Here is a 19,765-nt window from a genome sequence, read left to right on the forward strand (position 1 = left end):
TGTGGGCGAAATGCGACTACAAAAAATGGCGCACGGAGCCGCCATTCAAAAAGGGCATACCCGCTTCGAAAGCTCGAAGCGGGTATGCTGGGCGTCATTTCTGCGGCAGACCCATGGAGGAGCGGTAGGCGGCGAGTTGCTTGTCGCGGCCGAACTCATCCGTCAGCTTGTTCCATTGTTCGGCAACGCTATCGAGCGCCTCTTGCGGCGTGACTTCACCCGCCAGTGCCTTGGACAGCTCGATCTCGAGCACCTCCGTATAGGAGAAATAGCCGGGAAGGCGCATGTCGAGCGCGACGTTCTTCGCGGTGACTGCCTCCTTCTGCGCTCCCAGATATTCCTTTGCCTCACGCTCGGTGAAGATCTTCGACCAGAGGTCGAGATTGGTGGTGTGCGAAATGCGGTAGGGGTTGACGCCCGTGCCGCCGGTAATAGCTGCCTGACCGGAAACCTCCGGACTGGTCAGATACTGGATATAGTTCCAGGCCGCTTCCTGCTTGGTGGAGGAGCTCGGAACCGCTGCTTGCCAGCCGCCAAAGGCCATGAAGGAAGTCTGCACGACCTGGTCGAGCTTGTCCCACTTCTTGGTCTTGTAGTTCCAGATCTCGTCCGAGCCCGGCAACGGTGCCGAGCCGACGTTGCCGGCAACCTTCGACTGTTTAGGATCCGCCGCGATAACGCCGGTGTCGCCCCAGCCGATTGACTCAGCTACCTGTCCGCCTGCGAAGGCGGCGTTGACCTCACCGAAGGAGAAGTTCAACGCGTTCGGCGGTGCGAGCTTCGACGCGCGGATATATTCCTCAAGGCCCTTCACCCAGCCCGGGTTGTTGACCTGAGCATCCATGGTGTCCGGATCGAAGAACATGCCGCCTGGGTTGTCCGGGTGGCTGGTATAACCGGCGACGTGGCTGAACAGGAACCAGAATTGCTGCCCGCCGCGACGGAAGGCTTCCGCCGTGCCCCAGAGATTGTTCGCCGGCTGATTGAAGAACTCGGCGATGTCCAGATATTGCTTCCAGGTCTTTGCCGGCGCGAGATCGTAGCCGTATTTTTCCTTGAACGCTTTCTGATTGTCCGGGTTCTCGAAGAGATCGATGCGGTAGGTGTAGGTATGGGCGTCGCCATCCATGGTCTGCGACAGCACCTTGCCTTTCCAGACCATCAACTGTTCCCGGTAGACCGGCGCGATATCCTCCCAAGCCGCGCCCTTCTGCATGTCGGCCGGCATTTCCGACAGGAAATCGGTGAAGTCCGGCGCCCAGGCCGGAGCGAAGGCGATCACGTCGAAGGCGTCTTCGCCGGAGGTCAGCGAGGTGACGATCTTGGGATAGAGCTCCGACCACGGAAATTCGACGACCTTTACCTTGCCGCAGGTCTTCTCCTCCCAACCCTTGGCGGCAAGCTGAAGCGCCGAGGCAATATAGGGCCCGGTCTGCGTCGTGGCCGTCAGTTCGACGCCTGAATAGTCCGGTTCGCAGGCAAAGGCCGTTCCTGCGCCGCCAGCGGCCAGGAGCCCGGCGGCAGTCGATGTGAGTAGTAGCTTTCTCATTCTTTCCTCCCTCTGAATGAACCTTGCTAAAAGAGACACGCAGTCATTTAATCGCACCGAGAAGCAGGCCTGACCGCATCAGCCTGCTCAAGAGTCCTGCCATCACAACCATCGGGATGATTGCCACCAGAGCGGCGGCAGAGATCGACCACCATTCGTCGCCGCGCTGGCTGTTCTGGCCGGCGACGAGGATCGGCAACGTCTGCCATTTCGAGCTGGTCAGAAAGAGCGCGAAGAGGAACTCATTCCACACGAAGGCGAGCGTAATCATAAAGGTTGCGATGAGCCCTGGTTTCGACATCGGCAGAACGATGCCAAAAAAGATCCGCCACGTTGGTACATTATCGACCATTGCAGCCTCTTCCACTTCGACAGGCAGGGCCTCGAAGAAGTCGCGCATCAACCAGACGACGATCGGCAGCGAGAAGGCGATATAGGCAAAGGTTAGGCCGATATAGCTATCGACGAGCTTGAAACCGAGCTTTCCCACTTCCGTATACATAAGATAGAGCGCAAAGGCCGCAACAATTGGCGGAAACATGCGCTGGCTGACGAACCAGAAGACGATGTCGTTGTTGCCAAGCTCAGGTCCCGGCAGACGAAAACGGCCTGAGATCACCGCAAGCGCGAGCGCCGCGACGAAGGCACAAATCAGAGAAATCCCCTGGCCGAAACCGAGCACGTTGCGCCCCAACAGAAAGCCGCCAAAGGCAATGACGATAAAGATCAACGCCGACAGGAGGCGGAAGCGGAACGTGAAGCGGACGAGTGCATAGGCTGCCATGGCACCAATGCCGGTCGCAAGCACCGCCGCCGACAAACTGACGATCAGCGATGCAATGAAGGTATTGTAGAACTGCCCGCGCTGGCCGGACAGCAACTCGTTCCAAGCCGTCAGGGTCGGTTCGAAATCGCCAAATGGTAAGTAGGTCGGACCACCGACGACGGCAATTGGCGTTTTGAACGAGGTGATCGCTACCCAATAGAGCGGAAACAAGGTGAAGGCCAGCCAGAGAAGACATCCGCCAAGTGCCAGCCAACGGCGGGTTCCCTTCAGGGTGCGCACACTCATTTGTGCTTCTCCAGATACGGCTTAAGAATGGCGAGGTAGACGAGCCCGATGACTGTAATGAACGTCAAAAAGAGGAAGGACAGCGCCGACGTGTAGCCGAGATTGAACTTCTTGAATCCCTCCTGATAGGCAAACAGCGTGAGCGTCTCGGTCGAGATACCGGGACCTCCTCCGGTCATCACGAAGACCGTGTCCATGATTTTGTAGCTTTCGATCAGCCGGATAAAGGCGACCGCCACCGAGATCGGCAGCAACATTGGAAAGGTAATGTCGCGGAACTGCTGCCAGGGCGTTGCGTTCTCAAGGGCGGCCGCCTCGTAGACATCGTCGGGCAAAGTTTGAAGGCCGGCAAGCAGCATCAAGATGACGAAGGGCGTCCATTGCCAGACCTCCACCACTATGATCGAACCCAATGCCCAACGCGTCTGAGTGAGGAACGGAAGATTCGGAAAACCGATAAGGCTCATAAACTCGTTCAAGGGTCCCATTGTTGGGTTGAGTATCTGGCGAGCGACGAGCGCTACGGCAACGGGCGCAACGAGCATCGGTAGCAGGAAACCGACGCGGAAAATCCCTTCGCCTGGCACGCGCGAATTGAGAGCAAGGGCAACGGAAAGCCCTATGACATATTGCAGCCCGACTGAAATGAAAGCGATCAATGTCGTTGTCGTCGCCACATGCCAGAAACGCGGGTTCTGCAGCAGATCGGCATAGTTACCGAAGCCGACAAAACGCGGTGGCATCGGCGGCACGAGCCGCATGCTCATGAAGCTCGTCGTAAGCGAATAGATCAACGGAAAAATCGAAATCAGCAGAACGATAATCAGCGCCGGCCAGATAAAGAAGTGCTTGATCGGGTCGTTGCGTGTCACGCTGCCGCCCCCTTCTCGAGAAGAGCCTCGATTTCGGCAAGATTCGGCATCGCCGGCGCAGTGCCGCGGCGTGTGACGGATATGCCGGCGGTGGCGCAACCAAAGCGCACCGCATCCACGGGCGTCAGCCCCCGCGCCAGCGCAGCCGAAAAACCGCCGACGAAAGCATCACCGGCCCCGGTCGTATCGATCACCGGCCCGCTTGCAATGGCGGGCACCAGAACCGACTGCCCATCCGTGTGGTAGAGCGCCCCGCGCTCGCCAAGCGTGATCAGCGCCGTCCTCACACCTTTCTTCAAGAGCACGTCACCGGCGCGGCGCGCGTCTTCAAGCGTCGGCAATGCAAAGCCGACAATTGCTGCCGCCTCCGTCTCATTCGGAACGATATAGTCGCAAAGCGGGTAAATGCTTTCCGAGAAAGGCTCCGCTGGAGCAGGGTTGAATACCGTCGTGACGCCGGCGGCACGCGCGAGTTCAAGCGCTCGTTCGGCGGCTGCCGCCGGCTGCTCGAGCTGGGTTACGAAAACGCGCGAACTTTCGATCGTCTCGCGCGCACCCTCAACGTCGCTGATATCGATCGAGCCAGCGGCACCCGGGTAGACGATGATAGCATTTTCGCCGTTCTGGTCGTTGACGTAGATGAAGGCTGCACCGGTCGGTATGTCGTCCATTTGAAAGATCTTGGGCGTCACGCCGACCTCGGCATAGGTCTTGAGTGCCATCTCACCGAACGTGTCGCGTCCGAGCCTGGAGATGAACGAAACCCGGCTGCCGGCGCGCGCCGCCGCCACGGCCTGGTTCGAACCCTTGCCGCCCGGGCCGACGGAAAATCCGCTCCCGGTGATCGTTTCACCGATCCGCGGCATACGCGGCGCCAGATAAGCCGTGTCGGCCACGAAGATCCCGAGGATCGAAACACCAGTTTTCATGTCTAGCCTCCCCTCAAAAGCAGTCAATAGAATGTGTCAGGCCGATTCCGGCGGGATGACCCCTTTGGTGAAAAGAAAGCAGCCATAAAAACGCGCTTCACCCGTGGTGATAACGCAATAGGCCTTCTTTGCCTCTTCGTAGAAGGCGAAGCGCTCAATGCCGTACATGGGTGTCGGCTCGCCCTGGGCGCGATCGATCTCTTCCTGGACCTCGCGCTGCACGGGCGGAATCTCGTCTGGCGCTCCCATAATTTCCATGCGCCCGGCTGAGGGCTGCAAGGGTGCGTCGAGTGGCATCACTGAGAGGATTGCCTTTACGGCACGAGCGGCCGAAACGTTATCTATGCGCAGCAATTTGCCAAGTTGGGTCTGCCGCGCGATCGCGTCCGAGGGGAAGTTGGTGTCGGAGATCACCAGCGTATCCGCATGCCCCATGGATCGAAGCGCGTGCAGGACGTCCGCATTCAGGGCCGGGTCGATATTCTTGAGCATACCTGTCCTCCTCCAAAGTACTATGTGCGGCTGTCGGCGGCGCAATGACGTCAGGTGGCGCATCCGCGGCTATGTCTCCAAGTTGTCTCTGCTCCCTCCTTCGCCGGGCTCCTCCACCAGGAAGAAGGAGTGGGATCCCCTATTCTCCGTAGGGGATCCAGATGTTCTTGACGTCGACGGCGCGGCGCAGGAACGGCTGACCCTCGGCCGCCGCACGATCCATCCAGTCGAGCGCCCTGCCGTAATCGACGAAAGTGCGTTTCAGATTGCCAGCAGAAAGCTTCTCGACCAGCGTCGAGAGTTCCGCTGTGCCGAAAGCCCAGAGCGCGTCCACGTCGTTGTGAGCGGCGAGCGTCTTCGAGAGCTCGATTGCCGATCCCGTAACGATATTGATTACGCCGCCTGGCACGTCCGACGTCTCGATAACGGAATAGAAATCGGTGGCGGCGAGCGGATGCTGTTCACTTGGCACGGCGACCACGCGATTGCCGACCGCAATGAGCGGCGCCACCAGGCTGATGAAGCCGAGCAGCGGCGCCTCCGGTGGGCAGATGACCCCTACGACGCCCTGCGGCTCCGGCATCGCCAGAGCGACCCCCCGTAACGGCGGCTGATGTACGACGCCCTCGTATTTGTCCGCCCAGGCACCGTAAGTGAAGAGACGCGCGATCGAGGCCTCGACTTCGGTTCTCGCATTCGACGCCGAAGCGCCCGTCATCGTCCCAATGCGTTCGGCAAACTCGGCCGCGCGGCCGCTCAGGTTTTCCGCGAGATAAAAAAGGATCTGCGCGCGATTATGCGCCGTCGCCGAGGACCAGGCCGATGCGCTTCGAGCGGCGACGACAGCGTTTCGGATGTCCTTGCGGTTGCCCTCGCCGACTTCGCCGATGACCTTGCCCTTGGTCGACAGAACGGGTCGCGAATAATTCCCGTCGGGCCGCACCTGTTTGCCGCCGATGAAAAGTTTGGCGGTCCGATCCAGCGCCGGCATGGCAAAATCAAGCGCCGCCGGTTTCGCGATCGGCAGAATCGGCTCACTGCGCGCCTTGCGGCCGAGCCACGCCTTCGGCTTCAGATATTCATAGCAACCCTCACGCCCACCTTCGCGGCCGAAGCCGGATTCACGCTTGCCGCCGAAGCCAGCCGCTGCGTCGAAGAGATTGGTGGCGTTGACCCAAACGACGCCGGCGGCAAGCTTAGCCGCGACGTGCAGCGCCAGTCCGATCGTTTCGCTCCAGACGCTTGCGGCAAGGCCGTAGCGGGAATGGTTGGCCAGTTGTATGGCCTCTTCCGGCGTGCGGAAGGTCATGGACACCGCCACCGGACCGAAGATTTCTTCCGTGGCGACGATGGATGTTGGCTGAACATTGGTGAGCAAGGTCGGCGGATAGAAACTGCCGCCTCTTGGCAATTGGAGCTTCGGCTGGTGCAGCGCCGCTCCCTCGGTTACGCCTTGGGCAACGAGGCTCTCGATCCGCTGCAACTGGACCGGCGCCACGATTGCCGCCATATCGATCGCCTTGTCCAAGGGATGGCCGACACGCAGGGTCTCCATTCGCAGCTTCAGCCGCTCGTGAAAAAGCGGTGCAACGCCCTCCTGGACGAGCAGACGCGATCCGGCGCAGCAGACCTGGCCTTGATTGAACCAGACGGCGTCCACTACACCTTCAACCGCTCCGTCTATATCGGCGTCCTCGAAGACGATGAAAGGCGATTTGCCCCCGAGTTCCAGGGTCAGCGATTTGCCCGTGCCTGCCGTCTTCTCGCGGATCAGGCGACCGACCTCCGTGGAACCGGTGAAAGCGATCTTGTCGATATCCGCATGCTCGACGATCAGCGCGCCGGTTTCGCCCTCGCCCGTCACCACGTTCAGGACGCCCGGCGGAAGGCCGGCCGCAGCCGCAAGTTCGGCGAAGAGAAGTGCGGTGAGGGGTGTGAACTCCGCCGGTTTCAGAATGACCGTGTTGCCGAGCGCTAGCGCTGGCGCGACCTTCCAGGCAAGCATCAGGAAAGGGAAGTTCCAGGGAATGACCTGTCCGACGACTCCAACCGGCAGCTGGTCGGCAAATTCCACCTCCTGAAGCTGCGCCCACCCGGCGTGATGGTAGAAATGGCGGGCAGCGAGGGGAATATCAATGTCGCGCGTTTCGCGGATCGGCTTTCCGTTGTCGATGGCTTCGACGACAGCGATCAACCGGGCGTGGCGCTGGATCATGCGGGCAAGCGCATAGAGATGGCGCGCACGGGCATGACCGGGGAGCTTCGCCCAGACGCCTTGCGCCTTGCGAGCCGAGGCAACCGCAGCGCTCACGTCCTCGCGGTTACCCAAGGCTATTTTTGCGAGCAGCGCGCCGGTGGCGGGTTCGTAGCTATCGAACGTCTTTCCCGACGCGGAAGCGACGAACGCGCCGTTGATGAAATGGCCGAACATACCTTTGTGGCGTGCGAGCCAGGCACGTGCTTCCGCGTCGGCCTCGGGTGCGGGACCATAAGACATTTCGTCGAAAAACCTGGCGACGCTCATCGGATTATCCTATCGGGTGTCTATTGAGGGCCGAGTAGGCGCCGCTAACATGATGCTCGAGTTGGCGCTCAATATCCGCCAGCAGGCTCGATGCCCCGACGCGGAAAAGATCCGGTTCGAGCCATTCCCGACCGAGCTCCTCCTTCATCAGAAACTGGTAATTCAACACTTCCTTAGCCGCCGAAATGCCGCCCGCCGGCTTATAGCCCACCTTTAGGCCAGTCCGTTCCCGATACGCTCGGATCATCCGCAGCATGACCAGCGTGACAAGCAGCGTCGCGTTGACACCCTCCTTGCCCGTCGACGTCTTGATGAAATCCGCGCCCGCCATCATGCAGACAAGCGAAGCGCGGGCGACATTGCGCAGGGTTTTAAGGTCACCGGTTGCGAGGATCGCTTTGACATGCGCGTTACCACAGGCGGCGCGAAAATCGCGCATCTCCTCGTAAAGCGCCTGCCAATTGCCGGTCAAAACATGCTCGCGGGTGATGACGATGTCGATTTCCCTGGCGCCGTCGGCCACCGAAGCTTCGATTTCCCTTAGCTTCACATCATGCGGAACCAGACCCGCGGGAAATCCGGTGGATACCGCCGCAACCGAAATACCGGAGCCCTCGAGCGCCTCGACCGCTGTTGAAACGAACCGATGGTAGACGCAGACCGCCCCGGCCGTAATGTCGCGATCGCCCATGCCGAGCGCATCGAGAATATCCGGGCGCACCGGCTGACGCGCCTTCGCACAGAGACGCTTAACGCGCTCGGTCGAGTCGTCGCCATTGAGGGTGGTAAGGTCGATACAGGTCACCGCCTTGAGGAGCCAGGCGGCCTGGGCATCCTTCTTGACGGTCCGCCGCCCCGGAAGAGTGGCCACACGCCGCTCAGCCGCCGACAAATTGACGCGCGCATCGAGGACCCACGATAGGTCGAGTTCGACACCCTCGTTGCGAGGCCAGTTATGGCCTGTGCCGACGGGATGAACTGACGTCACCGGCGAGCGTTTTGCAGCAAGATCTTCCAACCGACCTCTCCCTCGAGCTCCCTGCTGTCGCCGTTGCGCGCCCTTGGCGATACCGACGTTTGTTATTTTTCTATCGACTTTTTGTTATCGTTCCATCATGTGGGGAGGCTGTCAAGCGAAGACATTCACCTCTTCATAAATTGTCATAGTTTTTGAGCCGCATATCAAGCAACCGATAGCGTCGTTTCGCCGTCCTCTGTTATCACCGAGCGGAACACGCCCATCGGTGCAAAGAAAGCAGGTTTCAACTTGCCGATCTTGCTCTTATCGACGACGAGATGATTTTCACGCGCTAGTGCGATGACCTTCTGCTTCACCGGGACCTCGTGGAAATGAACGCAGGTCGCACCCCTCCCAGGATCGACCCCGGCCGCCGAAAGAAACGCCACATTAATGCCGAGATGATCAAGCGTCTCAAGGCCGGAATTGCCGGAGAACGAAGCCGACGAAGGGTGATAGACGCCGCCCAGCATGACGATCCGAACATTCGGCTTGCGCCTCAGGAGCTCGGCGGCGTTCAGAGAATAACACACTGCCGTTATTGAATAATTGTCTGGTATTAAGTCGACAAGATATTCAAGCGTCGTGCCGCAATCGATGAAGATCGTTTCATCCGATCGAATGTACCGGGCGGCATGAACGCAAGCTTCTCGCTTAGCGGCGGCATGGCTGTCGGCTGCGCGCGCGAGCTCGTAAGGCGCATCGGCTTCGATGTCGGCGGCAGGCACGATATGGCCGCCGAGATAGCCGAAAAGCTCCGGATTGTCGGCGACGTCGCGACGCACGGTCATTTCCGAAACGCCGAGCAGAGCGGCTGCGTCTTTGAGATGCAGGACCCGCCGAGCCGATAGGGCGTGGGCCAATGCGATGATGCGTGTTGTCTTGCGATTTCCCATAGTCTTTCTGTCCGGGGCTGCGAAGCTCCGCGCCAGCTGAACGGCAAGCCTCTGCCTAACATAATTTGTAAGAAATATCACAAGCAGAGCGCTGCAAACAAGAGGCGCCCACAAATGCGGACGGACATTCATGGAAGGAGGTGTTCCCGAGGCGGGAGCGCCCCGCTCTGGCTCTCGCGGTGATCGCGTTGTCCTCGGCTCGACTGCGGACAGGAAGCAAGCACTCGGCGAGGGATTAAGCTCACAAGGGATTGACGCAAAGCCCGCGCAGGCGACCGAAGCCGCCGACAGCTGCAACTGTTGTTTCAAGCTTCTGGGCTTCGTCTCGCTGGTCATAGGCGCCGTCGCGGCGTGGTTCGGTGGTGCGTCCGGGACGACGCGAACTGTGGTGCCGACGAATACCACACGCCGGGTCAGCTAAGCACCATTCAGGGCGATTTTCAGCGTCCTGATGCCAACTACATCTCCGTGTCGACAACAACAGCAGGCGTTCTCCGGTTGGCGACGCTGCCGACTGGAGACGATTGGCTGAGCGACGACTTTGCGCCATCTCCACGCATCTTAAAGCCCACCAACAGATCAATTTTTCCTGCACCGGTTGCAAATCTTCAGCGCCTTCAGGAGCGGTTGGCTCTTCAATCCAAAACGGGGGTGGGATGTCTAACGGCCGCCTCCATCTGGAACCGCTGCGCAAACTATCTAGAGGACGACCACTTTCGCCCCGATCTTCACCCTTTCGTAGAGGTCAATGACGTCCTCGTTGGTCATGCGGAAGCAGCCTGACGATGAGGAGCGCCCGACACTTTCCGGCTCGTTCGAACCATGAATGCGGTAGAGAGTGTTACCCAGGTAGAGGGCCCGCGCGCCGAGCGGATTGTCCGGCCCGCCGACCATATGTGTCGGCAGGTCCGGCCTTCGGGCGCGCATGTCCGCCGGCGGGCGCCAATCCGGCCAGGGGCGTTTGGCGGTCACCCTCTCGGTTCCGCGCCAGCCATAGCCTTCTCGACCGACGCCCACGCTGTAGCGAGTGGCTGTTCCACCAGGCTCGACGTAGTAAAGAGCATATTCGCTCGTGTCGATGATCACCGTGCCGGGAGCCTCCCCGGTCCTGTAAGCCACCCGATGCCTCGGCACGAAGGCGCCTGTCTCTTCGTAGCGACCATTGTGGCGGTATTGCCGCGGCGGGTAGGCGGACGGCGACATCAGGAACTGGATGTAACCGTCTTCGATCCAGACCCGATCGTTTTTCTTGTCCATCAACGGAGGCGAAGGCTGCTCCGCATATGCTTGGCTGGCTGAAGCCACTGAAAGTGCCGTCAAGAACAGCGGCACAACGACTCGCCTCGCCGGTGTTCTCAAATCGGACATGTGACGCTCTCCATCGACGTTGAGACGTTCAAATCAAACCGTTGGCGACCAGCGCATTTGCCACCTGCTGAAAGAGCCGGTCTGGAACCGGCGCCCCGATAGGGGTCCTTTCGAGATCGGCGGCGAGTGCCACATCGATCGTCAACGGAATTCCTTTCTTCCTCGCCTGCTCCCGCATCGCTGCCCCGGCCGCGCCGGTGGCACGGCAGGCGATGAGCGGAACGGGCGTTTCGCCGCGGACATACCGGATCCCGACCGCTCCCGACCCGCCGTCCCCGATCAGCAGTGCGGCATTGGAAAGACCGGTTTTGGTCGCGCCGACTAGGCCCGCGAGTTTGCGGCGCTCCTGCCTTATGAGCGGATCGCCTTCGGTATCCTTGTGCTCACGTTTGCTCTCGGACTTCGTCATGCGCATCTCGCGCATAAATAGCCAGCGTTGGAGAAAGACGTCGAAGGTGCCCATGACCATGAAGGCGGCAATCGCGATGAAGGCGGTGGTCTTGAGCATGGAGAGGGACAGCGCGTGCAGGCACATGAAACCGCATGTCGGCGCTTGGAACAATGCCTTCAGGCCCGCATGGAAGACAACGGAAAATGCAACGGAAAGCGCCAGGATTTTGAACAGCGCCTTGCCGAACTCGATGATGCTTTTCAGCGACGTCAGACGCTTCAAACCGGTCGCCGGATTGACGCGGCTGAAATCCGGTTCGATCGGTTTCACCGAGAACACGAATCCCCTGGTGATCGCGACATTGGTGGCCAAGATTGCGACGGTCGTTATTCCGAGGATGGGCAGCACTGTTGTCCAGAGGGCATAGACGGCGACGGTGCTCAGTCGGTACCAGACATCTGCGAACGGACGCTCGTAGATATGTGACGCCTCATCCAGCAGGACGTCGATCTTCACCTGCAGATGCGGAGCGACATAGAAGAGGTAGAGGGTGCAAAAGAGAATGACGATGCCAGAGACCATGTCGGGGCTATGGAGCACTTGGCCTTTCTTGCGGGCATCCCGGATCTTCTTTTCGGATGCCGGAAGGGCTTTTTCTTCGCTTGTCTCGCTCATGTCACGCCGTCCTTGGCCGATGTCAGGAGGCCTACCTCCTGAGCGCGCCTCGCAGGATCCGAAATGGACCGCAATTTCGCAGCTTTCGCCAGGATCTGGTTCTTCTGCCTGGCCGACATGTCGGGCACGTCGAAGGCGCGCGCCTTCTCGGTCTCTCCGGCCATCGCCAGCACGATCAGATAATTGACGAAGTGCCTTCTTTGGGCGAGCGGCGATCCGATTACGTTGCCCATATGCATAACGGCCTGTGGCAGGTCGTTCGAGAGTGCTTGGGCGAGTGCGAGATTGGTTGTGGTGTCCAGATTGGCGGGTTGCAGCGACAGGGCTTTGGAAAAGGCCTCTTCTGCTGCCGCGCCATTACCGCTGAAGACGAGGGCGGTACCCAGCCGATTATAGGCGACGACTGAGTTCAGCGCCTGCGCAGCCGGAATTAGAGTGCGCGCGGCCAACTCGGCTTCGCCTTTGCGCAACTGCGCGGTACCGAGTCCCAGCAGCGCCTCCGCGTCCTGGGGATTGACCTGCAGGGCCGCGCGGAAAGCCTCCTCCGCACCCTCGACATCGCCAGCCTTCAGGCGTGCATTGCCGACGCGGACGCGCAGCGACACGTCGCCCGGCGCGTTTTCAGCAGCGCGCTCGTAAAGCGCCAACGCCGTCGCACTTTCTCCTTTGGCCTCGATGCTCTCCGCAATGCTGAGCAGCTTCTTCTGCCCGCTCGACGGTTCGTCCTTCTCGTTCTCGGCAGACGTCGTCGTGCATGAGGAAAGTGCGAGCAGTGCAAGGAGAGCGGCAATGCTCCTCTTATTGCCCGCCCCATGCCGACCGAATTGCAGGAAGGAATTTAGGGTCATTCTTCACCTGTAATGTTCGTCTCCGCGCGGCGCCTGCGGCCCTCCTCGCTGTGTCCGTCAAGATAGTTCTTCGCGGCGCGCGCTACCGGAGCAGCCATCGCCGGACCCATCTCGCGGCCCTCGATGAGATCCCCCTGGTTTTGTGCCATGAACTGCAGATTGAGATTGTTGGCGCAGCCGGGTGGCAGATAGAGCGGCTGATCGGCCGTGTCGGGGGTGATGCAGGCGTCGGGTACCAGAACCTGGCGCTCCGCCACGTCATAGCCCTTGTGCATGATGCCCGCCTTTGCCGGTGCCCCGCGCATCGAAATAGAGCTGTAGTTGGGAGAGTACGGCTGTGGGTGTGAACCACTGCAGGCGCCTGCGCTGAGCGATAGGACCACCACTAGCACCAGCCGGACCTTCACCGCACCATCCCCTGCCGGACGATCATTCCACATAGAAGCCGTATCCTTTGTTGACGACGGGCTTGGTCTTGCTGCGCGGGGACGTGATCGCCCCGGAGGGGCTGTCCAGCGGCGTTTTCATCTTTCGTTCGGAGGTGGGCGAGACCAGATACGGCGTAATCAGGATGACAAGTTCAGTCTCATTGCGCTGGAACCGCTTGGACTTGAACAGCTCTCCGAGGATCGGGACGTCGCCGACGACAGGGGTTTTGTTCAGCGTCTGCGATTCCTGTCGCTGGAATAGACCCGCAATTGCAAAGGTCTGGCCGGTTCCGACCTCGACTGTCGTGTCGGCCCGGCGTATCCTGAGAGACGGCACCACAAGTCCGCCGATTGAAACTACACTGTCCTGAGAAACGCTGCTGACCTCCGGGCGCACCTGCAGCGCGATTCGGTTGTTCGGGAGGAGCGTCGGCGTGAACTGGAGCGAGACGCCGAACTGCTTGTATTCTATACCGATCTGATCGTCGCCGACCGGCACCGGTACCGGAATTTCACCGCCGGCGAGGAAGCTGGCGGTCTGACCAGTGACGGCGGTGATGTTCGGCTCCGCCAGAATCGTCAATATGCCGTTCGCCTGCAGCGCGTCCAGCAGCACGTTAACGTTCACATGATCGCCCCTGGCGCCGATCGCGATGCCGGTGTCGTCCTCGTTGCTGGCGCCGCCGGTCCGGATGATGCCGAAGGAGAAGGACCCGCTGTTGACGAAGGCACTCCAATCGATGCCGAAGCGCGTCAGTTCGTTTCGGGCGACTTCCGCAAAGCGTACGCGAATATTGACCTGATTGGTTCCGGCAATCGTCGTGTTGTTGAGCGCCTGCTTGTCCGGAGTGGAGTAGCTCTGGAGGACATTTTCCATGTCCATCGCTTCGCCGACGTTGCGGGTCTGCCCGGTGCCGACATACTGACCGCCGAACAGACTTATGTCGACCTTAGTTGTCGGCTGCAGCGCCAGCGCCGATTGCTCCGCAGCGCGCGGATTGCCGCTGACGCGCACCTGCACGGTGCCGCGTGTGCTCTGGTCGGCGCTCAGGGCAATCAGATTAGTGTCACCGATTTTCGTTGCATAGATATAGACTACGCCCGGCGAGACGACGCGCACGTCGGCGATTGCCGTATCCGCGAGAAAAACCGACTCAACCGGTTCGTCGAAACGCAGGATCTGACCTGCCCCCACAGTGAGCTCAAGCACCTGACCGTTAATGGCATCGACCTTTACCTGCGCATTGGCCGTCCCTACGAGAAGGGAGGAAAGCATCAACATCAGGATGAACGAGATTATTTTCCCTGCGGCAATCGCGCGAAAACATCGCAAGCTCAGCATTCCATTTCCTATTGTTCCCCTCACCGGCGACCCCGCGCCGGCAAAACTCAACTAAGTCTCGTGAGCGTCCCCACCGAGGTCATTGGCGCGCGCCTGGGAGCTCCGCCACCCCGGTCACCGGGAGCGCGATATAGCCAAGGCACTGGACGCTGAATTCCGCGGAGATCTCCTGGTAGCAAAGAACCGCCACGTTCAAATCGTGGCGCGCCAGAAGATTTCGGACGTGGCGCCGGATATCGATCGATGTAAGGATCGCGGTGCGGAGCTGAGAATCAGATTTCTCCTGTCGCATTTTCAGTTCTTCCAGGATCGGGGCCGCCAACCGCTCCGGAATGCCACCAATCGGCCCGTTATTCTTCTCGACCGCAGTTCTTATCTCGTCCTCGAGAGGCCGCGTGAAAAGATAGGCGCAAATGATCCTGTTGCTGTCGGCGAGACGGAAGCAGATTTGTCGGCTGAGGCTCACCCGCACGCTGTCGGTCAGCGCCTGTACGCCCTGTATCTGCGCGCCGCGCTCGGCAACGGCTTGGAGAATGATCCGCATGTTGGTGATCGGAACGTCTTCCTCGAGTAATCTGCGCAGCACGTCAGCAAGCTTCTGCGCTGAAACAGCCTCCAGAACCTCTCGGATCAGATCGCCATAGGCCTCGTTTAATCGGCTGAGCATGGCACGCACCTCCTGTGCGTCGATGAACTCCGGCGCGTAGCGGCGCAGCACGCGTTCAAGAAGCGTGATGATGACGTCGTCCGCCTCGCAGTAGCCGACCCCGGCAGCGTCCAAAGCCGCCGCACGGGTTTTCTCGACCCAGACGAGCCTCAGTCCCAGGAGGTCCGGTTGGGTAACATAGGGCACCGACATGATGTCGAGGTCGACCGTTTCGTCCCAAACCATGACATGATAGAGCGGCAGCCCGGTCTCGAGGACTGGAACGCCTTCGAAAGCGACACGAAGCCCGGTCCGTTCCTGCCGAGTATCCATTAGGAGGCCGATCGCCGGAACACGAATGCCGAGATCCTCGAGGATCGCTGCAGCGGACGCTTCGGTTCGTTCGGCGAACAAGTCGGGCGGAATCGCCTGGGCAAGTTCCTCCCCCAGCGACACGGTGATCCTGTGTGCGACTCCACCGAGCTCGCCGGAATTGGTGGGTAAGGTCCCTGCAATATGGTCGACGACGGTCCCGCCGGAGGACATCGGCCGGGGCGGCTCACGCGGCATCGATGCTGACCCTAATGCATCCTCGTCAGCGCTTCGGCGATGTGCGGCATAGGCGAGGAGGCCGGCCGCGGCGGCGAGAGACCAGAAGACGAGCAACGGGAAACCCGGAACAAGGCCAAATCCGAAGAGGATGGCCGCCGCGAGCGCCAGTGCGCGATCACTCGCGCCGAGTTGGCCGAGGATTTCCGAGCTCAAGTCCTGTGGGCTGCGGCCGGACGGTACGCGCGTGACCACCGCGCCGGCGGCCACCGCCATCATTAACGCCGGGATCTGTGCTATCAGGCCATCGCCGACGGTCAGCAGTGAATAGGTATGTGCCGCTTCGCCGACCGTCAGGCCTCGTTGTAAAGATCCGATGGTGAGGCCTCCGATGAGATTGATCGCGATGATGATGAGGCCTGCGACCGCATCTCCCTTGACAAATTTCATGGCGCCGTCCATGGCGCCGTAGAACTGGCTCTCCCGCTCGAGCTCATCGCGCTTCTGGCGGGCTTCCTGCTGGTCGATCTCGCCGCTGCGCGCTTCATTGTCGATGCTCATCTGCTTGCCCGGCATGGCGTCGAGGGCAAAGCGCGCTCCGACCTCGGCAACGCGCTCGGCACCCTTGGTGATCACCACGAACTGGGCGACGGTGATGATCAGGAAGACGATGAGCCCGACGAGCACGTCGCCGCCGACAACGAAGTCTCCAAAGGCCGAGACGATCTGCCCTGCATCGGCCTCGGTCAGGATGAGACGCGTCGTGGTGATCGAAAGAGAGAGGCGAAAGAGCGTCCCGAGCAGAATGATCGATGGCAGAGACGAGAACTGCACGGGGCGAGACACATAGAACGCGCCGATGAGGATCAGCAGGCTGTAGAAGAAGTTGAATCCGATCAGCGCATCTACCAAATAGGTCGGCATCGGGATGATCATCATCGTGATCGCGAGCATCACCAGTGCCGCAACAACGATGTCCGACCGTCGAGCGGCGGCTCTGGCGAACTGGTTGACGGTGGCGATCGCGCTCATGTCGCCACCCTGGCCTGAAGATAGTCTTTGAACGCAGCGCGCGCCTCGTCTTCCCGCCCACGCAGCCAATGTGCCTTGCTTCTCAAGCGTGAAAGATCCGGATCGGCCTTGCCGGAAATTTCATCGATGCGATCGATAGCGGCGATTGCGCGCGTCGCCGCATCCGTAGCGATGAAAGCTTCGGCCAGGGCATGCAGTATCGAGGCATCTTCCGGAGCCATTCTTGCGGCAAGCAACAGGAAGACCAGGCCGCGCTCATGGTGTCCGCCGCGACAATACAGCGAACCCAGCGCATGGAGAAATTCGACACTGTCGGCGCGTTGCTGCGTCAACTGTTTTGCGCCTGCATGAGCCGGCGCTGAAGATCGCGCCTGCTTTCGATTTCTTCGTTCAGCATCGAGGCCGTGAGCTTCGCGATATCCTCATCGAGGTTCAGACCCGGCACGACTTCCTCGACGACATAGTTCAGTATCTCCTGAGAGCGTAATAGATCGAAAAGGCTGGCACTCGAGAGCCTTGCCCGTCCCCCTGCCGCGCTCGCACGGGAGCCACTTTCCTGCGCCGTCTTCTGCCTCGCCTGGCGGACTGATTGCAGGAGCCTGGCGTCGAACGCCTGCGACTGCGCCTCGACAGCCGCATCAGGCCGCACTGAAACCGTGCCCGGCTGAGCGCGGTTGCGATTGTCGTGTCGGCGAACCTCCAAGCTCATTGCGTCGTCCTCGTCCCCATGTTGTCAGAAGCGAACCGTGAATTCTTCCCCCTGCCGCCCTGCCGTCAGGCTGCCGTCGCGGATATCCTTGATGTACCAGCCATCCTCGAGTGCGGCGCCCTTGTAGAGGCGTGTACCATCGGCGCTGATCGCATAGGGTGTTTCGCCGAACCAAACGGCTTGCAGATTGAATTTCGGGGAGGTTTTCGGAACGGCCTCGCCGACCTCGCTCGTGAGAACGTAGCGGTCGCCATAGGTCCGATCGAACCAGCTCTGGACGCCGTTCCACGCTTCGCGGCTTTCGTCGTCGACCGCGCCGGAAACGGAGAACCGGGCTCCGTCCGTCTGCACCCGAAGACCACGCAGGCCAGCCTCCAGGAGCTTTACCGAAAGGGCTGACGACACATCCTCCGCGGAGAGCGGTTGGGGAGGTACGCCGCCGGTCGTCACAGTTTCTGGACTGAAGCTCGTGATGGAAGGGGATCTGTCGACGTCAGCCACTCCGGCCTGGACGGCGGCGATGGTGAGGAGCGAGAAGGCCGCCGCCGTACCACCCGCAATCCACTTTAAGCGCATGGGCCGCTGCGTCCTGCTGCCCGATTGAGTCCGCCCCGGTTCCGAAAGGCTCAGGCGCGCGCTGCCAAGCGAAACCATCACAGGCGTTTTGACCTGGAGACCATGGCCGACGGGAACAGTCGTTTCATCGACGACGACATCGGCTCCGATTGCCTCGATCATTACCTCGGACCCGGCAAACTGCAGTCGCATATGGCGATCACTGACGTCGTGGTCGCTCAACATGAGATCACAATCCGCAGCTGAGCCGATCAAATAAGAGCCCTGTGCCAAGGGCAAGGAAACGCCGCTGTGGACACCTTTGAGAATATCCAGCGTCAAATCCGTAGCAGCATTCTTCAAGACCAAACTGGATGCCATCGAACGCTCACCTCGCCAATCTAGACAACGACCTCACCCTTGGGGGGGCCCGACAATTCCAAGTCTAATGCAACGGAGATGAAAAGGGGCGGCGGCGAGCCGCCCCTTAGCTTAGCGCTTAGCCGTTCGGACGCTGCTTCGCTGCGTCGAGGGCCACCTTCTTTTCGGTCGTGACCTTGGTGATCTCAGCAGACTTTTCGATAGCCTTGTCAAAGGCTTCCGTCATTGTCTTGATTGAATTGTCCGAAGTTTGCGTACCGCCTACACCGGAAACTGCCATTGTCTTCTCCTTGATAAATCGGCCGGCTCCGGAGCAATGCCCGGAAGCCGGCTGAGAGGTCTTATCGAGTCGACTACCCCTGCATCGGGGCCAGCAATGGTTAAAGTTGAAGCGGGAAAATGACAATTTGCAAGGGCATCACATAATATTTCAGTGTGTAATTCTTCGTGAATTCAGTGATTAGGCGCTCACAGCAAATGTCATGTAATTGTCATGAAATCAGAATACCAGTATAAATTCACGGTTTTTTACTCTCTTCTTGCTTAGCGCTCGTAGCTGCTTGTTTTTTATCCCAACTGCGAGTTGCGCGACCGAACATACTGTTATAGCTTTCGCCGACTTGAGGCGGACAGTCGGAACGTTTGACATGAAGAACGTCATGCTTGCGAGGAGCTTCTGTATGTTTGCTGTCTCTATATTAGCGATCTCGACCCCGACGTTTGCGGGCGCTCCGCCGTGGTACAACAGCGGCTACAGCTATGTCCTGATCAACCAGGACGTTCGCGACGCACTCATAGAGTTCGGTCGCAATCTTTCCATTCCAGTCGTTGTGTCCGAGAGGATCCGCGGTCAGGTTCGCGGTGAGATCCGTGCGGAAACGGCCAAGGACTTCCTCGACAGGCTGACGCAGGCGAACGGACTGACCTGGTATTTCGATGGGTCGATATTGCACATCAATGCCAGTGACGAGTTCTCCACACAGATCATCGATACTGGCAGGGCAGATGGCCGTTCGGTCATACACGAGATCGAGCGGCTGGACCTCATGGACGACCGGTTCTCAATTCGGGCGACAGCCAATGCGCCAGCGCTTCGCGTCTCCGGTCCACCTGCATTCATTGCGATGGTGAAGCAGGTCGTTTCATCGGTACAGCCGCCACCGAGAGCCCAGGTGGACGACCCACGCGTTCGTATATTTCGCGGCGGTCAGCACAAGGAGGTAGAGGCCGACCTCGTCGAGGACGGTCGTCAAGCGACCAATTCCCAGACCAGCGACACTCAGCAGGAGGGCAAAAGATGACCGGATCGATATCCGCGACAAGTCAGGTACCCGTTCAGACACAGAATGCGAACCCCTCACAGGCGCAATTTGAAGAGGCGCTGCAGCAAGCGGTCGCGGCAGGGGGTAGTCAACTGATCGGACAGGAGATGATGAAGATCGCTCAGGAAATCCTCAACGAAGCCTTGTCTGACGAGGAATAGTCGCTC

Annotated in this window: 20 protein-coding genes and 1 pseudogene; 2 read left to right on the plus strand and 19 right to left on the minus strand. The window is 60.0% G+C overall.

Annotated elements, in window-relative coordinates; all coding sequences use genetic code 11:
* Positions 1-94 precede the first annotated feature (94 nt).
* From BHD07_RS12220 to BHD07_RS12310, 19 genes and pseudogenes are all read right to left on the minus strand, one after another.
* Positions 95-1,549: an extracellular solute-binding protein gene (locus BHD07_RS12220; RefSeq protein ID WP_338280364.1), complete on the minus strand. Its 1,455-nt coding sequence runs from the start codon at positions 1,547-1,549 to the stop codon at positions 95-97.
* A 43-nt stretch (positions 1,550-1,592) separates the two neighbouring features.
* Positions 1,593-2,621, minus strand: a complete 1,029-nt coding sequence (locus BHD07_RS12225; RefSeq protein WP_338280366.1) for a carbohydrate ABC transporter permease — start codon at positions 2,619-2,621, stop codon at positions 1,593-1,595.
* Positions 2,618-3,493: a carbohydrate ABC transporter permease gene (locus BHD07_RS12230; RefSeq protein ID WP_338280368.1), complete on the minus strand. Its 876-nt coding sequence runs from the start codon at positions 3,491-3,493 to the stop codon at positions 2,618-2,620. Before BHD07_RS12230 ends, BHD07_RS12225 begins: the two co-directional genes overlap by 4 nt.
* Positions 3,490-4,422: a ribokinase gene (gene rbsK / locus BHD07_RS12235; protein ID WP_338280370.1), complete on the minus strand. Its 933-nt coding sequence runs from the start codon at positions 4,420-4,422 to the stop codon at positions 3,490-3,492. The genes BHD07_RS12230 and rbsK overlap by 4 nt, the downstream gene beginning before the upstream one ends.
* 36 nt (positions 4,423-4,458) lie before the next feature.
* Positions 4,459-4,914, minus strand: a complete 456-nt coding sequence (locus BHD07_RS12240) for an RbsD/FucU family protein (RefSeq protein ID WP_338280372.1) — start codon at positions 4,912-4,914, stop codon at positions 4,459-4,461.
* A 139-nt stretch (positions 4,915-5,053) separates the two neighbouring features.
* Positions 5,054-7,438 carry an aldehyde dehydrogenase family protein gene (locus BHD07_RS12245; RefSeq protein ID WP_338280374.1) on the minus strand — a complete coding sequence of 795 codons (2,385 nt, stop codon included), beginning with the start codon at positions 7,436-7,438 and terminating at the stop codon, positions 5,054-5,056.
* A gap of 4 nt (positions 7,439-7,442) precedes the next feature.
* Positions 7,443-8,456, minus strand: coding sequence for a deoxyribose-phosphate aldolase (gene deoC / locus BHD07_RS12250; protein WP_338280375.1), 1,014 nt, complete (start codon positions 8,454-8,456; stop codon positions 7,443-7,445).
* 164 nt (positions 8,457-8,620) lie between these two features.
* A complete protein-coding gene (locus BHD07_RS12255; RefSeq protein WP_338280931.1) occupies positions 8,621-9,352 on the minus strand; it encodes a DeoR family transcriptional regulator in 732 nt (243 codons plus the stop codon).
* Between the two features lie 699 nt (positions 9,353-10,051).
* On the minus strand, positions 10,052-10,720 hold the full coding sequence (locus tag BHD07_RS12260; protein ID WP_338280377.1) for a L,D-transpeptidase: 669 nt from the start codon (positions 10,718-10,720) through the stop codon (positions 10,052-10,054).
* A gap of 28 nt (positions 10,721-10,748) precedes the next feature.
* Complete coding sequence (locus tag BHD07_RS12265; protein ID WP_338280379.1) at positions 10,749-11,786, minus strand: EscU/YscU/HrcU family type III secretion system export apparatus switch protein; 1,038 nt, start codon at positions 11,784-11,786, stop codon at positions 10,749-10,751.
* Positions 11,783-12,634 (minus strand): tetratricopeptide repeat protein, encoded by an 852-nt coding sequence (locus tag BHD07_RS12270; protein ID WP_338280380.1) that lies wholly within the window; start codon positions 12,632-12,634, stop codon positions 11,783-11,785. Before BHD07_RS12270 ends, BHD07_RS12265 begins: the two co-directional genes overlap by 4 nt.
* Positions 12,631-13,074 carry a hypothetical protein gene (locus BHD07_RS12275; RefSeq protein WP_338280382.1) on the minus strand — a complete coding sequence of 148 codons (444 nt, stop codon included), beginning with the start codon at positions 13,072-13,074 and terminating at the stop codon, positions 12,631-12,633. The genes BHD07_RS12270 and BHD07_RS12275 overlap by 4 nt, the downstream gene beginning before the upstream one ends.
* Positions 13,064-14,404, minus strand: coding sequence for a type II and III secretion system protein family protein (locus BHD07_RS12280; protein ID WP_324765033.1), 1,341 nt, complete (start codon positions 14,402-14,404; stop codon positions 13,064-13,066). Before BHD07_RS12280 ends, BHD07_RS12275 begins: the two co-directional genes overlap by 11 nt.
* Positions 14,405-14,483: 79 nt before the next feature.
* Positions 14,484-16,631, minus strand: a complete 2,148-nt coding sequence (sctV, locus tag BHD07_RS12285; RefSeq protein ID WP_338280385.1) for a type III secretion system export apparatus subunit SctV — start codon at positions 16,629-16,631, stop codon at positions 14,484-14,486.
* Positions 16,628-16,963 (minus strand): type III secretion protein, encoded by a 336-nt coding sequence (locus BHD07_RS12290; RefSeq protein WP_338280387.1) that lies wholly within the window; start codon positions 16,961-16,963, stop codon positions 16,628-16,630. Before BHD07_RS12290 ends, sctV begins: the two co-directional genes overlap by 4 nt.
* Positions 16,960-17,340 (minus strand): hypothetical protein, encoded by a 381-nt coding sequence (locus BHD07_RS12295; RefSeq protein WP_338280388.1) that lies wholly within the window; start codon positions 17,338-17,340, stop codon positions 16,960-16,962. Before BHD07_RS12295 ends, BHD07_RS12290 begins: the two co-directional genes overlap by 4 nt.
* A 24-nt stretch (positions 17,341-17,364) precedes the next feature.
* Positions 17,365-17,916, minus strand: a complete 552-nt coding sequence (locus BHD07_RS12300; RefSeq protein WP_338280933.1) for a SctD/MshK family protein — start codon at positions 17,914-17,916, stop codon at positions 17,365-17,367.
* A gap of 99 nt (positions 17,917-18,015) precedes the next feature.
* A pseudogene (locus BHD07_RS12305) lies at positions 18,016-18,276 on the minus strand (FHA domain-containing protein); the annotation flags it as partial.
* Between the two features lie 118 nt (positions 18,277-18,394).
* The gene (locus BHD07_RS12310; RefSeq protein ID WP_338280390.1) at positions 18,395-18,556 is read right to left on the minus strand and encodes a hypothetical protein; all 162 of its coding nucleotides are present in this window, start codon (positions 18,554-18,556) and stop codon (positions 18,395-18,397) included.
* A gap of 400 nt (positions 18,557-18,956) precedes the next feature.
* Between BHD07_RS12310 and BHD07_RS12315 the strand changes: the two genes are divergently transcribed.
* On the plus strand, positions 18,957-19,577 hold the full coding sequence (locus BHD07_RS12315; RefSeq protein ID WP_338280392.1) for a type III secretion protein: 621 nt from the start codon (positions 18,957-18,959) through the stop codon (positions 19,575-19,577).
* Positions 19,574-19,759: a hypothetical protein gene (locus tag BHD07_RS12320; protein WP_338280394.1), complete on the plus strand. Its 186-nt coding sequence runs from the start codon at positions 19,574-19,576 to the stop codon at positions 19,757-19,759. Before BHD07_RS12315 ends, BHD07_RS12320 begins: the two co-directional genes overlap by 4 nt.
* The last annotated feature ends 6 nt before the right edge of the window (positions 19,760-19,765 follow it).

The organism is Sinorhizobium sp. KGO-5, from assembly GCF_036245905.1.
Taxonomy (GTDB): Bacteria; Pseudomonadota; Alphaproteobacteria; order Rhizobiales; family Rhizobiaceae; genus Sinorhizobium; species Sinorhizobium meliloti_A.